The sequence below is a fragment of the Bradyrhizobium sp. 35 genome, from assembly GCF_023073215.1.
GTDB lineage: Bacteria > Pseudomonadota > Alphaproteobacteria > Rhizobiales > Xanthobacteraceae > Bradyrhizobium > Bradyrhizobium canariense_D.
Genome location: NZ_JADPJC010000144.1, coordinates 415,678 through 428,849, shown reverse-complemented (window position 1 = coordinate 428,849; position 13,172 = coordinate 415,678). Strand labels below are relative to the sequence as shown.

Below are 13,172 nucleotides of genomic sequence, written 5' to 3'. Positions count from 1 at the left end.
AGGTTTTTGATTGGAACCGCCGGGGACGCGAATTCCGTAAAATTGTCCCAGATTCCGCAGGGTTCCATTGAGCACGCCTCTTAAGGGCCGGAGAACCTGATCCGGCTTAGGCTTTTGCCCGAAACACGCCCGTGCTCTTGGGGAAGCCATGAACGCCTCAGCCAAACCCGCCGCCAAACGCCGGCTTCTGCTCGCCTCCGACCGGAGCGACGAGAGCACCGAGCTCGCCAGCATTCTCAAGGCGGTCGGCGACGTTGCCACGGTAACGACGCAGGAGCTCCCCGAGCAGCCCTCGCGCGATCTCTCCGGCCTCGTGGTCGACATCAATCTGCGCTCGCCCGACAGCGTGCAGCGGGTGCGCAACAAGCTGCGCGGCGACGCCTATCGCGCCATGCCTCGTCTGTTCGTGCTTGCGGACGCCCTGCATCACGGCACCATGCAGGCTTGGGCGCTGGGCGCCACCGACACCATCTCGCGGCCGCTTCAGCCTGAGGACATCCTGCAGCGCATCCGTGCCGCCTTCCCCGACACCGCCGTCTATGACGCGACCGATCGTGGCAAGACGCTCAATCGCGGCGTCGAGGCCGCGCACGCGGTGCTGAAGAAGATGTTCGAGAAGCTGCCGCTCGGCGTGCCCCTGACCTTCGACGACGTCATCGCCGCCGAGAGCAAGATCCTGAAGGCGATCAAGCACTCCTCGCTGCGCGAGTGGCTCACCACGGTGGGCTGCCACCATGTCGGCAGCTACCGGCATTGCCTGTTCGTGACCGGATTTGCGGTCTCCTTCGCCCAGCACCTCGGCATGCGCGAGGACGACCAGCGCCGGCTGACCCGTGCCGCGCTGCTGCACGATGTCGGCAAGGCCTTCGTTCCCTCCGCGCTGCTCGACAAGCCCGGCAAGCTCACCGACGAGGAGATGGCTGAAGTCCGCCAGCATCCGCGCCGCGGCTATGACGCGCTCGCGGCTCAAGGCGGCTTCCCGCCGGAGATGCTGGACGTCGTGCTGCATCACCACGAATTCCTCGACGGCTCCGGCTATCCCAACAATCTCTCGTCGAACCAGATCAGCGATATCGTGCGGGTCACGACCATCGTCGACATCTACGCGGCACTCGTGGAGAAGCGCGCCTATCGCATGCCTTTCACCCACTCGCGCGCGTTTGCGATGATGGAAGGCATGGGCGGCAAGCTGGACCAGCAGCTGTTGCAAGCGTTCCGCCCGGTGGCGCTGGGGTCGTTCTGAACTCCGGTGTCGTCCTGGCGAAAGCCAGGACGACGTTGTGGTAATCGCTCGTGCTACCCCACCATCTTCCTCAGCTCCGCCTTCGCCACCTTCTCCAGCGTCGAGCGCGGCATGTCGTCGACGAAGCGGATCTCGCGCGGCATCTTGAAGTCGGCGAGGCCGGCGCGGCAGGCGGCCATCACGGCGTCGTGCAGATCAGGCCGGGCACCGGCGACGCCACCCTGCGGGATGATGAAGACGACCGGCACCTCGTCCAGCATTGGATGCGTCTTCGCCACCACGGCGGCCTCGCGCACGCCGGGGACCAGTGCGACCACCTGCTCGATCTCCGACGCGGCGACGTTCTCGCCGCCGACCTTCAGCATGTCCTTGCTGCGGTCTGCGAAGCGAATGTAGCCGTTCTCCAGCCGCCCCACGCGGTCACCGGTGAGAAAGAAGCCGTGCTCGTCGAAGCTCTCGCGCGTCGCCTTTTCGTTGTGCAGATATGCGGCGAACAGCGACAGGCCGACAATGCCCTTGATCGAGAGATTTCCGGTGCCGTCGATTTCGGTCGGCCGCCCGTCGTCGTCGGTGATGCGGATTTCATATTCCGGCGCGGCGCGGCCGATCGACATCGGGATGTTGGGCTGGTCGATCTCGCCGACGATGCCGTGGGTGATGGTCTCGGTCATGCCCCACCAGCCGATGATCTTGACGCCGAAGGCGGCGAAGGCCGGCGGCTCGTTGATCGCGGTGCCCCACAGACGGAATTTGTGATCGCTCGGGATCTCCTGCTCGAGCAGCGCCTTCATGCAGAACGGGATCGTCGAGGTCCAGGTCGAGCCGTGCTCGCGCGCAGCGCCCCAGAACCGGCTGGCGGAAAAGCGCGGCTGGATCACGCAGGTGGCGCCGACCCATAGCGTCGCCAGCATCGAATAGGCCAGCGCGTTGGTGTGGAACAGCGGCAGATAGGCCTGATGCACGTCGCTTGCGTGCAGGTCTTCGTGCGCGGCGTTGATCTTGGCGCCCCACAGCGCGTTGGCGTGGGTCCACAGCACCGCCTTGGGGCGCGATGTCGTGCCCGAGGTGTATTGCACGCTGCACGGCGCGAGCGGATCGATCGCGCGCCTGGGACGGTCGGCGCTATCGGCGAACAGCTCCTCAAAGCTGTCGCCGCGTGAGACCGGGTTCCCGGGCGGCGCGCCCGCATCGTGCGAAGTCACCGCCATCCAGCGGATGTTGCGGCAATTCTGCGCGACGATCTCGGCATAGGCCGGCTGTGTGATCGCGGCGACCGCGCCGCAATGATCGGCAAAATAGTCGAGTTCGGCCGGCGCCGAGCGCGTGTTGGTGGTCACCGCGATGGCGCCGAGTTCGACACAGGCGAACCAGGCCAGCAGCGCCTCGATGCAATTGTCGAGGTGAATGAGCACATATTCGCCCGGCTTCACGCCGCGCTTCGTCAGTCCCGCCGCGAGCGCGCCGACCCGCTCGTGAAACTCGCCATAGCTCCAGCGCCGCGCAGGCGCGTCGAACGGCGCCCAGATCAGGAACGGATGTGAGCTGCGCACGTCAGCCCGCATCTTCAGCAGCCAAGGCACATCGAGCCCGTCGAATGGGCCGACGATTCCGGCGGCGGCTTGCGAAGTCGGCATATGTCCTCCCGTGCAGCCTGCATCTTGCCGGCGGCCGCGTTTTGATGATTGCGTCTTCCTGCTCTCTCAGCCCTCATGCGACGGTGCGTGGGGCAGGCGGCTTGGCCTTACCGGCCGCCGTCCTCGTATGACGAAATCTCGATCAGGCTGCCATCCGGATCCCTGCAATAGACCGAGCGCAGCGTGCCGCGGGCGCCCTGCTTGGGAACCGGGCCCTCTTCGATCGCAACGCCATGTGCCTTCAAATGCGCCACCACCTCGTCGGGGCTGGCGGAGGTGAGGAAGCACAGATCCTCGCTGCCGGCGGTCTGGTGGTCCGCGGTGAACCACTCCACCTTGTCGGCATCGCGCGGCCGGACGTTGATCTTCTGGTTACCGAATTGTAGCGACGTCCGCGGCGCTTTGCCGCCGCCGGGGTCGAATACCTTGACTTCCATGCCGAGAATCTTGCCGTACCACTCGGCGGTCACTGCGACGTTCGCGACGTTGATCACGAGATGATCGAGGGCTTCGACCTTGACCGCCATGCCTTATCCTTTCGTCGTGATGCACCCCGTGTACTTTGCGCCTGCGGCAAGCTTTGTTACAACCGCGCCGACGCCATTTTCAAGCTATCTGGCTTCAAGAACAACACGTTGGGAGAACCCTTGAGATGATCACACGCCGTACCGCGCTGAGCCTGCTCGCCGCCAGTCCGCTTGCAGCCAGCCCGCTGTCGAAAGCCCTTGCCGCCGATTACCCGACCCATCCGGTGAAATGGGTGGTCGGCTATCCGCCGGGCGGAGCCACCGACATCCTGGCGCGCCTGATCGGCCAGCGGTTGTCGGAGAAGTTCGGCCAGCAATTCGTGATCGAAAACAAGCCGGGTGCCGGCAACAATATCGCCACCGAATCGGTCGTCAACGCCGAACCCGACGGCTACACGCTGCAACTGGTCAATCCGGCCAACTTCATCAACGCCTCGCTCTACACCAACCTGAAATTCAACTTCGTGCGCGATATCGCGCCGGTCGCCTCGTTCCAGCGCGTGCCGAACGTGATGACCGTCAACAAGGACGTGCCGGCCAAGACCGTCGCCGAGTTCATCGAATACGTGAAGGCCAACCCCGGCAAGGTCAACATGGCCTCCTCGGGCAACGGCACCTCGGTGCATCTGTCCGGCGAGATGTTCATGGCGCTGACGGGCTGCAAGATGCAGCACGTGCCCTATCGCGGCGCCGCACCCGCGATCACCGACATGCTCGGCGGCCAGGTGCAGGTGATCTTCGACAACATGCCCTCGATCATCCAGCACATCCGCTCCGGCTCGCTCCGCGCCATCGGCGTCACCACGGCGGAGCGCTCGCCGCAGCTGCCCGACGTGCCGGCGATCGGCGAGACCGTGAAGGGCTACGAGGCGAGCGCGCTGTTCGGCATGGGGGCGCCGAAGAACACGCCCAAGGAGATCATCGCCAAGCTCAACAGCGAGATCAACACGCTGATAAAGGAGCCGGACATGGCCAAGCGCCTGGTCGAACTCGGCGGCGAGCCGCGGGCGCAGACGCCCGAGGCGTTCGGCGACGAGATCAAGGCCGAGACCGAGAAATGGAAGAAGGTGGTCGAGTTCGCCGGCCTGAAGGTCGAGTAGCGATCTTGTGATGTCCGGGAATGGAGCCCTGCCGTTCGGCAGGGCTTTTTTCTTGGATGCCGTGCCATTGAGCTGGAATAAAGCGGCTTCGTGAAACCTGATGGGTATATGGCGCGTATGATGCGCTGTGAGGAGAGGAGTAGATCATGCGTAAGACGCAATTGGTGCTGGTGGCACTCGGCGTGACAGCCCTTGCCGGCTTCGCGACGGTTACGCCGGCAGCGGCGCGCGACTATCCTTGGTGTGCCCAGGGCGGTGAGTATGATTATCCGGGGGAATGCTCCTACAGCAGCTATGAACAATGCCAAGCCAGCGTGTCCGGCCGGCTGCTGTACTGCGATGGCAATCCCCGCTTTGCCTACAGCCAGGTTTCTCCGGCGCAACCGCGATCGCACCGGCGGCCGCGCCCCGTCGCGCCGTACTAGCGAGCTGGCTGACTTCAGCCCGGTTGGAGCGCCTCGTATAGGCTCGACGCCTCCAGCCGGCCCGCGTTGCCGCTACCGCTTCGCGTCGGCCTGCTCGATTCCGTTGCACGAGATCAGCATCGTGTAGGGCCGCGCATTGCCCGCGATGTCTGTGGTCTTGATCTCGCCTTTCGGTTCGGCAGTCTGGTAAGGCACCACGGAGTTGTCGAGGAAGTCGCGCAACGCGCCGGTCTTGATCGCGAAGTTGATGTTTTCGGGGATGTTGCCGGTCGCAGCGGCCATCCGTAATCCGTCCAGCTTTCCCGTAACGACGCCAACGATCTGCCCGGTGGTGTCGAACAGCGGGCCGCCGCTATTGCCGGGCTGCACCGGCGCACTGATTTGCAGGAAACGCGAATCGTTGCGCATGCCGCTGAGCGAGCTGACGATGCCGGTCGTGACGGTGAAGTCCGAAGTCAGCAGCCCATGGAAGGGAAAGCCGATCGCGACGACGGAATCGCCGGAGCGGATCGAGCGGTCGCGGATCCGGGCGAACTCCTTGAACATGGTCGTCGACGGCGCCTGCAGCAAGGCGAGGTCGTTGTTGGCGTCGCTCGACACCACGCGCAAAACCATTCCGGCTTCGCCCGTGAGATTGCCCTTGATGTCGCCGACGCAGCCATTGATCACATGGTTATTGGTGACGACGTGTCCGCTGGCACTCACGACGAACCCGGTGCCGCTCTTGGCTCTGGCAGGTTTGCTGCCGTTGGCTGGCGGTCCCTGCTTGTCCGGCGCTGGCTGCGGCTTGGCGGCGATCTTGGTGAAGTCGCCGGCCTTGTCGAGCCCGTCGGCTTTCACCTTGGTGACGCAATTGGCCAGTGCCGCAATCACGGGCCCGGCCGAGGTCAGGTCGAAATTCAGCACGGTGCGGCCGCTCGTCGCGACCATCAGGCTTGCCTTCTGAAACGTTCGTACCACGTTGGCAGGCATGACGGAGCTGAGCATGTTCGTCTGGTTGGCCGTGGCGAACAATCTGGCTTGCTCCTGTCCGTCAAAGATGACGTCGATCGCGGCATTCTCGCCCTGCTTGAAGCGGTAGCTGGGACTGGCAAAGCTCAAGATCCACGAGCCCCCAGCATTCTGGCCGACGACGAGAATGACGCCGTTGGCATAAGGCGCCGTCGCGGCACAATGCGAGAAGGCTCCCGTTTCGTCATTGCTGAACGCGCCGCCGACCCAGTTGCCGATTTTGACGCTGCCGAATGGGCCGGCTGCCTGTGCTGCGGTGACGACGCTCACCTGCAATAATGACGCAACGATGAATGGCTTAAGCCACATACTCTCCCCCCAGCGCGTTCGCGCGCATCTTATCCGCGGGAGGACGTCTCGCGCAACCGGCAGTTGTCTGTTGAGGACGGATCCTCTCGGGCGACCTTCGGGACTTGCCTTTACTTTGCAATCCGATATGCTTTGCGGTACAAAGTAACAGACGGATAGACCCGGCAGGGATAGGCGGAGCGAGGTTTTGGCGTTGCCAATGCGCGATCTCGACAAGGCACTGGCCGACATCGTGGCGATCCGCAGCCAGATTGCGGCAGGCACGGCATTTCGCGGTTACGGCCCGGCGACGATGGCCGCGACCGGCGCGGTCGCGCTTCTCACCGCGATCCTGGAATTCTGGCTGCTTGGTGATGCCACCAGCGAACCGCTCGGCTTCTTCTTCGGCTGGTTCATTGCCGCCGCGCTCTCCGGCCTGATCATCGGCATCGAGATGCGCGCGCGTTCGCGCCGCCATCATTCGGGCCTCGCTGATGCCATGATCCACCAGGCCGTCGAGCAATTCCTGCCCGCTGGCGTTGCCGGTGTGCTGCTTGCGGTGGTGATGTGGAAGTTCGCGGGCGAAACGCTGTGGCTGCTGCCGGGCCTGTGGCAGATCCTGGTGTCGCTCGGCATTTTTGCCTCCGTCCGTTCGCTGCCGCGCACCGTGGCGCTCGCCGGCGCCTGGTATTTCATATCCGGCTTTGCGGTGGTGGTGCTCGCGAGCCAGACCCATACGCTGTCGCCATGGACCATGGGCCTGCCCTTCGTGATCGGGCAATCGGTGATGGCGGGCATTCTGTATTTCGCATCGGGAGACCATGATGTCGAAGATTGACAGCGCACCCTTCTCTTATGAAGGACTGGACCGCGTGATCCACGAGAAGGCGAGGCTCGGACTTCTGACCTCGCTGATGGCGCATCCGAAAGGTCTGGCGTTCGCCGATCTCAAGCAGCTCTGCGGCCTCACCGACGGCAATCTCAGCCGGCATCTCGCCGTGCTCCAGGAAGCCGGCCTCGTCGAGGTGACCAAGGGCTATGAGGGCAATCGCCCGCACACGACCTGCCGCCTGACCAAGGCCGGCCGCCGCCGCTTCCTCGACTATCTCGCCGTGCTCGAACGCCTGGTGCGCGACGCAGCCAAGGCTGCCGGCCGCGAGGCGGCGCCGCTCGGCCGTCTCGGTATCGTCTCGACCTGATCCTCCCCCTTTTTTGACCGGAGACTTTGCAATGCAAAGTGACCTTGTGTCCCGCAACGACAAGCTTCACGTCGGCATCATCATGGATGGCAACGGCAGATGGGCGACGCGGCGCGGCCTGTCGCGCGTGCGCGGCCATGAGGCCGGCGTCGAGGCGATCCGCCGCATCGTCGAGGCCGCGCCCAAGCAGGGCATCGGCACGCTGACGCTCTACGCCTTCTCGACCGACAATTGGCGAAGGCCGAAGGCCGAGGTCGCCGCGCTGATGACCCTTCTGAGATTCTACCTCGGCAACGAGGTGCAGAGCCTGGTCAAGAACGGCGTGCGCCTCACCGTGATCGGCCGGCGAGACCGCCTGCCCGACGGTATCGCCAATGCGATCGCGCGCGCGGAAGACGCCACCGCGCACGGTGGCACGCTTCATCTGCGCATCGCCGTCGACTATTCCGCCCGCGACGCCATCCTCAACGCGGCGGCGAAGGCGGCGGCGCTGACGAGTCTCACCCGCGAGGCGTTCTCGCAGCTCGTCACCGGCGAGGCCGGTTTGCGCGACGTCGACCTCATCATCCGCACCTCGGGTGAGAAACGGCTGTCGGACTTCCTGCTCTGGGAAGGTGCCTATGCCGAGCTGCACTTCACCGAGCGGATGTGGCCCGAATTCGACGCAGGCGATCTCGCTGCGGCCCTGGCCTCCTTCCACGGCCGCGAGCGTCGCTTCGGCGGCCTCCAGGCGATCGTGCCGGAGGAGGTGCCTTCACTCTCTCGCGTGTGACGCCCGGCACCGAGCAACGAACTGTTCGTTTTCGGCCGCAAGATTGGCAGCACCGTCCAAGCGGTAAGCGCGCGGTCTCGGCTAGGTGTGCATTCGATGCAACCTGCCGAGAGCCGCGCGCATGTCACAGCCGTTGCTGGATGCCATTGTCGAGTCAGCCGAAGGCAACGCCACGCTTCGTATCAGGCCGGCCAGCGCGTCCGATGTCGAGATCCTCTCGATCTATTTCACGAGCCTCTCCACGACATCGCGCAACAAGCGCTTCATGGGCGCGCGGGCGGACTTTGCAATGATCGCGGCCGAATGCGTCGCCAAGACCAGCAATCCCGGTCATTTCACCCTGCTCGCCGAGATCAGGCACGAAGGGCAGGGCACGATCATCGGCGAAACCAGATACGCCTACGATGCGGCTGCACGGCATGGTGATTTCGCCATCTCTGTTGCCGATGGCTTTCAGCGCCAGGGCGTCGGCCTCCAGATGATGACGGCGATGGAGAGGCACGCGAGCGATCTCGGTCACGAGATGATTGCAGCCGAGACCGCGCGCGTGAACGCCGAGATGCGCGGTCTTGCGAAGAAAGCGGGGTTCGAGGACACCGGTCTCGGAGACTGGCAGTCGGTCCATCTCGCGAAGCGTCTGTCGCGATAGCCGGGCTTGCCGCGAACCGAGCAAGCGCGACCGAAGTCGGCGGACGTGGCGGAGCTGGACCCGAGCGTCGAATTCTGGTGTCGTGGCACACCCTCAATCGCGTGTCTCCCAATGACCTCCTTCAAGACCATTCGTGCGCGCGCCGAAAAACGCAAGGGCGGGCCCAAGGCGCTCGAAAAGCTGATGCCGGAAAAGCCCGACCTGAAGGGCCTCGCCAAACGCGGCGACGACCGCATCCTCGCAGAGATGACGAAGCGTGTGTTTTGCGCGGGCTTTGCCTGGAGCGTGATCGAGACGAAATGGGACGGGTTTGAAGACGCCTTCCTGCGTTTCCAACCGGCCAAGCTCACCTTCCAGCCGGAGGATTATTGGGAGGACCTGCTGCGCGACGCGCGCATCGTGCGCAACGGTGCCAAGATCATGTCGGTGCGCGACAACGCGGCCTTCGTCCAGGAGATCGCAAGAGAGCACGGCAGCTTCGGCAGGTTTCTGACGAAGTGGCCGCCGTCCGACCAGATCGGCCTGCTCGAGCTTCTAAGCAAGCGCGGCAGCCGTTTGGGTGGCAATACCGGCCAGATGCTGCTGCGGTTCGTCGGCTGGGACGGCTTTGTGACGTCCAGGGACGTCGTGGCCTGCCTGCGCGATGCCGGTCTCGACATTGCCGAAGAGGTCAAGTCGAAGGGCGATCTCGCCAAGGTGCAGGCGCAGTTCAACGCCTGGGCCGAGGAGACCGGGTTGTCCTACACATATCTGTCACGCATCTGCGCGCTCTCTGTTGGCGAGAACAGAAGCGAGTAACGAATTCGGCTCTTGAAATCAGCTCTTGGAATTTGGCTCTTGGGATGTTGAATCATGTGCATCCTGTGGCGATCTGGTGCCGCAAGCGCGGCAGACGCGACGCGCGATCACGAAATGCATTTCTCCGGAACATTTGTGCGTAGCACCTGTTCGGAAGATTGGGCCAGGCGAACATCAGCGCAGGGAACGCCCGCTCTGGCTCAGCTCAGTGAAACCGACGTGACAGAAACGGAGCAGCTCATGAAGCTCACATCCGAACAGGTGAAGCAGACCGTCAACCAGCTCGGCGCTCAAGTGCTGCCCGACGAGCATCCCGCGATGCCGCAGCTCAACAGCATGTTCGGCGAGCACACTTTCTTCGTCGATGAGACGGGGCTGAAGGTCGTCGAGCCCACGGCGCCGCCCGGCACCGAGCGTCAGAGCGGCGAAGTCGTCAGCCTCGCCGATTGGGGCGATTCCGAGCTGACCCGCCTGATGGCACACGAGCCCGAACCGACGGGCGTGATCGTCGTGTTCGAGCACGTGAGGCATTGATCGGGCCCAGCGGATCGTCCTTCGGCGGCGAGTCTGAAAACCCGCCACCGTAGATTCGCGTTGCGAGCGCGCTCGACGTGGCTCTCTGCGTCCGCCGAAAGCCCGTCGGTTTGGTTCAGATGCCGAGAGTCAGCTGCGGCGGCTCCGCATCGTCCCCGGCCTGGAGGGAAGACAGCGAGACCCCCAGCAGCCTGACGCTCTTGGGCAGCGGAATCTCGACTTCGAGCAGGCCGCAAGCCAGCCGCTCAAGATCGTCCCGGCCTGCAACCGGCGAAAGAGCGGACCTGCTGCGCGTGATGATCTCGAAGTCGGCAAACTTGATCTTCAAGGTGACGGTGCGGCCACGGCTGCCCGTCGCCTCGCAATGGCGCCACACCTTGTCGACGAGCGGCTTGAGCTCGGCGACCAGCGCGTCGAATTCGGTGAGATCGCTTGAGAACGTGGTCTCCGCGCCGATGGACTTGCGGACCCGGTTGGCCCGGACCGGCCGTTCGTCGACACCGCGCGAAATCCAGTAGTAATAGGCGCCCGACTTGCCGAAATTCGCATTCATGAACTCCAGCGTCTGACGACGAATATCGAGACCGGTGAACATGCCGAGCGCGTTCATCTTCGCACCCGTGGCCGGGCCTATCCCATGGAACTTTCCGACCGGCAGGGTCTCGACGAAGGCGGGTCCCATCTCCGGTGAAATCACGAACTGACCGTTGGGCTTGCGATGATCGGAGGCGAGCTTGGCCAGGAACTTGTTGTAGGAGATGCCGGCCGAGCCGTTGAGGCCCGTCTCGGCCTTGATCCTCTCGCGGATCCTGAGCGCAACATCACGCGCCAGCGGGATGCCCTGCAGGTTTTCCGTCACGTCGAGATAGGCCTCGTCGAGCGACAACGGCTCGATGATGGGGGTATGCTCCGCGAAGATGTCGCGGATCTGCCTAGAGATCGCCTTGTAGACCTCGAAGCGCGGCTTGACGAAGATCAGATCGGGACATTGTCGCTTCGCCGTCACGGATGGCATGGCAGAGCGAACGCCGAACTCGCGGGCCTCATAACTGGCGGCCGCGACGACGCCACGTTCCGCGGAGCCTCCGACGGCGACCGGCTTTCCGCGCAGCTCCGGATGATCGCGTTGTTCCACGGACGCGTAGAAGGCATCCATGTCGATATGGATGATCTTGCGGACGGGCGAAGCTTCGCCGGTCGCCGTGTCGGATTCGCTCATGGCAAGATGATACAATCGAGCGATGAGAAGCGCGAGGTGGGTGTGGTTCAGCGCTCGAGACAGGCTGGCCGCCGCTCCGGGATGTCCCACTTCATCAAAAAACAATCTCAGGCTTGTGAGTGGCCAGCATGGCCACGCGCTCTAATATGAGGCTGCGGAGGACAGCCCATGCAATACAGCTCCGAACTCATTCGAACGATGCGTCAGGCGCTGGAGGCCGTGATGGCCAGCGTGCCGCCCGATCAGTCGGTGTTCGGCCTGAAGGCGGCGGTCGCCGAATGCATCCTGAAGGCGGCCGCACACGGTCAGACGTCCTACGACGGACTGGTCACGTCGGCTTCCGACCAGGTTCAGGCGATCATCTCGATGCTGAATTGAGGTGGGCTTGCGCCGAGCAGGCGATGACCTGAGCGGGCGGGGTAACAACGCAAATCGGGTGAGGGTGCCTCCAGCGCGCACTGGAGGAGACTGGCGCACCCGACACGATTCGAACGTGTGACCTTTGCCTTCGGAGAACTCTGGTCATGCCTTTTCTCGTTTAAAATCAATGCTAGCGCCTTTCTAAACCCCGGAAACGAAGCGTGAATGATGCCGCGTTGCGCGGACATATCGCGGACGATCATGAGAACGCCTCGGAGGCACCCTTGAGGAAGTCCGGATGATGGTGGCCGTACACCCGCTGCAGCGTCTCGACCGTCATTTGCAAGTAACCGGCGGCCTCCCATAGAGGGACGCCGCGCTGCATCAACCAGGTCGCGCAGGTGTGTCGCAGCGTGTGCGGCGTGACATCGGAAAGCCTGGCCCTGTCACAAGCCGAGGCATAACCTCGCTTTATATCGCCGAGGCGTTTGCCGTTTTCGTTGACGACGAAGCCGACATCGGAGCCGCGCTTTCGAGCCCGCCTGAGGTGACCAAGCAGCTTCCGCGGGATCGGCTGCCTCGCCCGCCGCTTATTCGATCGACGAGCTCCCGGCGCGTTGAAGTCCATTCGAGCGGTCTCGAGGTCGACCTGAGACCATCGCAGAGTAAGAATTGCCTGCTTGCGCTGTCCGGAATAGAGGCCGATCAGGATGAACAGTGGCAGATGGAGACGGACGCGCGGCTCACGTAGCGCTGCGCGCAATAGGGCGGCGGCCTCCGGTCGAGTCAGCCAACGGTCGCGCGCTTCGGCACTGTCCGGCAGATCCACCGCAACCGTTCGCGTTAGCCGTCCAGCACGATGCGCGTGATTCACTGCCGCGCGCAGAACGCCCAACTCCCGGCGCGCTGTGCCGGCCGCGCGATTTCGGGCTGTCACATACGCCTTGCAGCTTTCTTTGGAAATTTTCGCGACGGTCTTGCCTTGCCAGAACGGCACGAGGACTTTGATCGCTGCGGCAATCCGCCAGGGCGAGCCTGTCTCAGGTCCCTGCTCGTCGGCATAGTCGGCAAGCACATCGGTCACGAGGATCTCCGCAGGATCTCGCGGGCCGGCGTCGCGGTTTCGGATATGCAGGAAATCAGCTAGCGCGCTTTCAGCGAGCTTGCGGTCCGCAGTGCCCGTTGAGCGCTCGCGGCTGCGTCCGCCATCTGTCCAGACGATATAGAAGCACTTGCGCTTTTCGAGAAAGCGGAGGCGGGCACCTGAGTTTCGTCGCGGCATGGCTGCACCGTGTTTTTCAGTATCCATTGATCCAGCGCATCTCGCGGGATCATGACGCGCGCGCCAACGGGCGTGCGGGCGATTTTGTCGGTGGCAACCAAAGTTCGAACCTGGGAGGCCGTTAAACCCAA

Annotated in this window: 15 protein-coding genes; 10 read left to right on the top strand and 5 right to left on the bottom strand. The window is 63.8% G+C overall.

The annotated features are described in order from the left end of the window. The first annotated feature begins 148 nt into the window (after positions 1 to 148). The gene (locus tag IVB36_RS30690; RefSeq protein WP_085349734.1) at positions 149 to 1,243 is read left to right on the top strand and encodes an HD domain-containing phosphohydrolase; all 1,095 of its coding nucleotides are present in this window, start codon (positions 149 to 151) and stop codon (positions 1,241 to 1,243) included. 53 nt (positions 1,244 to 1,296) lie between these two features. On the opposite strand, the gene IVB36_RS30685 is transcribed toward IVB36_RS30690, so the two are convergent. Together IVB36_RS30685 and IVB36_RS30680 are read right to left on the bottom strand one after the other, a co-directional pair. Beyond that, on the bottom strand, positions 1,297 to 2,877 hold the full coding sequence (locus tag IVB36_RS30685) for an AMP-binding protein (protein ID WP_018455850.1): 1,581 nt from the start codon (positions 2,875 to 2,877) through the stop codon (positions 1,297 to 1,299). Between the two features lie 107 nt (positions 2,878 to 2,984). Continuing rightward, positions 2,985 to 3,404, bottom strand: coding sequence for a VOC family protein (locus IVB36_RS30680; protein WP_018455851.1), 420 nt, complete (start codon positions 3,402 to 3,404; stop codon positions 2,985 to 2,987). A gap of 125 nt (positions 3,405 to 3,529) precedes the next feature. Between IVB36_RS30680 and IVB36_RS30675 the strand changes: the two genes are divergently transcribed. Then, complete coding sequence (locus tag IVB36_RS30675) at positions 3,530 to 4,504, top strand: tripartite tricarboxylate transporter substrate binding protein (protein ID WP_018455852.1); 975 nt, start codon at positions 3,530 to 3,532, stop codon at positions 4,502 to 4,504. 146 nt (positions 4,505 to 4,650) lie between these two features. Next, a complete protein-coding gene (locus IVB36_RS30670; RefSeq protein WP_247394094.1) occupies positions 4,651 to 4,929 on the top strand; it encodes a DUF3551 domain-containing protein in 279 nt (92 codons plus the stop codon). A gap of 72 nt (positions 4,930 to 5,001) precedes the next feature. On the opposite strand, the gene IVB36_RS30665 is transcribed toward IVB36_RS30670, so the two are convergent. Next, positions 5,002 to 6,249 (bottom strand): serine protease, encoded by a 1,248-nt coding sequence (locus IVB36_RS30665; protein ID WP_026233040.1) that lies wholly within the window; start codon positions 6,247 to 6,249, stop codon positions 5,002 to 5,004. A gap of 199 nt (positions 6,250 to 6,448) precedes the next feature. On the opposite strand from IVB36_RS30665, the gene IVB36_RS30660 reads away from it, so the two are divergent. The 6 genes from IVB36_RS30660 (at position 6,449) to IVB36_RS30635 (ending at position 10,180) form a co-directional block, all read left to right on the top strand. Next, on the top strand, positions 6,449 to 7,066 hold the full coding sequence (locus IVB36_RS30660; protein ID WP_018455854.1) for a hypothetical protein: 618 nt from the start codon (positions 6,449 to 6,451) through the stop codon (positions 7,064 to 7,066). Further along, positions 7,053 to 7,427: a transcriptional regulator gene (locus IVB36_RS30655; protein WP_007616058.1), complete on the top strand. Its 375-nt coding sequence runs from the start codon at positions 7,053 to 7,055 to the stop codon at positions 7,425 to 7,427. The genes IVB36_RS30660 and IVB36_RS30655 overlap by 14 nt, the downstream gene beginning before the upstream one ends. A gap of 31 nt (positions 7,428 to 7,458) precedes the next feature. After that, positions 7,459 to 8,199, top strand: a complete 741-nt coding sequence (locus IVB36_RS30650) for a di-trans,poly-cis-decaprenylcistransferase (RefSeq protein ID WP_018455855.1) — start codon at positions 7,459 to 7,461, stop codon at positions 8,197 to 8,199. A gap of 121 nt (positions 8,200 to 8,320) precedes the next feature. Next, positions 8,321 to 8,848, top strand: coding sequence for a GNAT family protein (locus IVB36_RS30645; protein ID WP_085385541.1), 528 nt, complete (start codon positions 8,321 to 8,323; stop codon positions 8,846 to 8,848). A gap of 111 nt (positions 8,849 to 8,959) precedes the next feature. Further along, positions 8,960 to 9,646, top strand: a complete 687-nt coding sequence (locus IVB36_RS30640) for a DNA-3-methyladenine glycosylase I (protein WP_018455857.1) — start codon at positions 8,960 to 8,962, stop codon at positions 9,644 to 9,646. Positions 9,647 to 9,886: 240 nt separating this feature from the next. Next, positions 9,887 to 10,180, top strand: a complete 294-nt coding sequence (locus IVB36_RS30635; RefSeq protein WP_007598221.1) for a hypothetical protein — start codon at positions 9,887 to 9,889, stop codon at positions 10,178 to 10,180. A 115-nt stretch (positions 10,181 to 10,295) separates the two neighbouring features. Here the strand turns inward: IVB36_RS30635 and dinB are convergent, their stop codons facing one another. Continuing rightward, on the bottom strand, positions 10,296 to 11,399 hold the full coding sequence (dinB, locus tag IVB36_RS30630; protein ID WP_247394091.1) for a DNA polymerase IV: 1,104 nt from the start codon (positions 11,397 to 11,399) through the stop codon (positions 10,296 to 10,298). A gap of 168 nt (positions 11,400 to 11,567) precedes the next feature. On the opposite strand from dinB, the gene IVB36_RS30625 reads away from it, so the two are divergent. Continuing rightward, positions 11,568 to 11,777, top strand: a complete 210-nt coding sequence (locus tag IVB36_RS30625) for a hypothetical protein (protein WP_007598219.1) — start codon at positions 11,568 to 11,570, stop codon at positions 11,775 to 11,777. Between the two features lie 241 nt (positions 11,778 to 12,018). Here the strand turns inward: IVB36_RS30625 and IVB36_RS30620 are convergent, their stop codons facing one another. Continuing rightward, a complete protein-coding gene (locus IVB36_RS30620) occupies positions 12,019 to 13,068 on the bottom strand; it encodes a site-specific integrase (protein ID WP_247394089.1) in 1,050 nt (349 codons plus the stop codon). Positions 13,069 to 13,172: the final 104 nt, after the last annotated feature.

Bases quoted from the DNA above. Each gene is read 5' to 3' on its own strand.
- IVB36_RS30690 (WP_085349734.1), top strand. From the start codon at position 149: ATGAACGCCTCAGCCAAACCCGCCGCCAAACGCCGGCTTCTGCTCGCC.
- IVB36_RS30685 (WP_018455850.1), bottom strand. From the start codon at position 2,877: ATGCCGACTTCGCAAGCCGCCGCCGGAATCGTCGGCCCATTCGACGGG.
- IVB36_RS30680 (WP_018455851.1), bottom strand. From the start codon at position 3,404: ATGGCGGTCAAGGTCGAAGCCCTCGATCATCTCGTGATCAACGTCGCG.
- IVB36_RS30675 (WP_018455852.1), top strand. From the start codon at position 3,530: ATGATCACACGCCGTACCGCGCTGAGCCTGCTCGCCGCCAGTCCGCTT.
- IVB36_RS30670 (WP_247394094.1), top strand. From the start codon at position 4,651: ATGCGTAAGACGCAATTGGTGCTGGTGGCACTCGGCGTGACAGCCCTT.
- IVB36_RS30665 (WP_026233040.1), bottom strand. From the start codon at position 6,249: ATGTGGCTTAAGCCATTCATCGTTGCGTCATTATTGCAGGTGAGCGTC.
- IVB36_RS30660 (WP_018455854.1), top strand. From the start codon at position 6,449: ATGCGCGATCTCGACAAGGCACTGGCCGACATCGTGGCGATCCGCAGC.
- IVB36_RS30655 (WP_007616058.1), top strand. From the start codon at position 7,053: ATGTCGAAGATTGACAGCGCACCCTTCTCTTATGAAGGACTGGACCGC.
- IVB36_RS30650 (WP_018455855.1), top strand. From the start codon at position 7,459: ATGCAAAGTGACCTTGTGTCCCGCAACGACAAGCTTCACGTCGGCATC.
- IVB36_RS30645 (WP_085385541.1), top strand. From the start codon at position 8,321: ATGTCACAGCCGTTGCTGGATGCCATTGTCGAGTCAGCCGAAGGCAAC.
- IVB36_RS30640 (WP_018455857.1), top strand. From the start codon at position 8,960: ATGACCTCCTTCAAGACCATTCGTGCGCGCGCCGAAAAACGCAAGGGC.
- IVB36_RS30635 (WP_007598221.1), top strand. From the start codon at position 9,887: ATGAAGCTCACATCCGAACAGGTGAAGCAGACCGTCAACCAGCTCGGC.
- dinB (WP_247394091.1), bottom strand. From the start codon at position 11,399: ATGAGCGAATCCGACACGGCGACCGGCGAAGCTTCGCCCGTCCGCAAG.
- IVB36_RS30625 (WP_007598219.1), top strand. From the start codon at position 11,568: ATGCAATACAGCTCCGAACTCATTCGAACGATGCGTCAGGCGCTGGAG.
- IVB36_RS30620 (WP_247394089.1), bottom strand. From the start codon at position 13,068: ATGGATACTGAAAAACACGGTGCAGCCATGCCGCGACGAAACTCAGGT.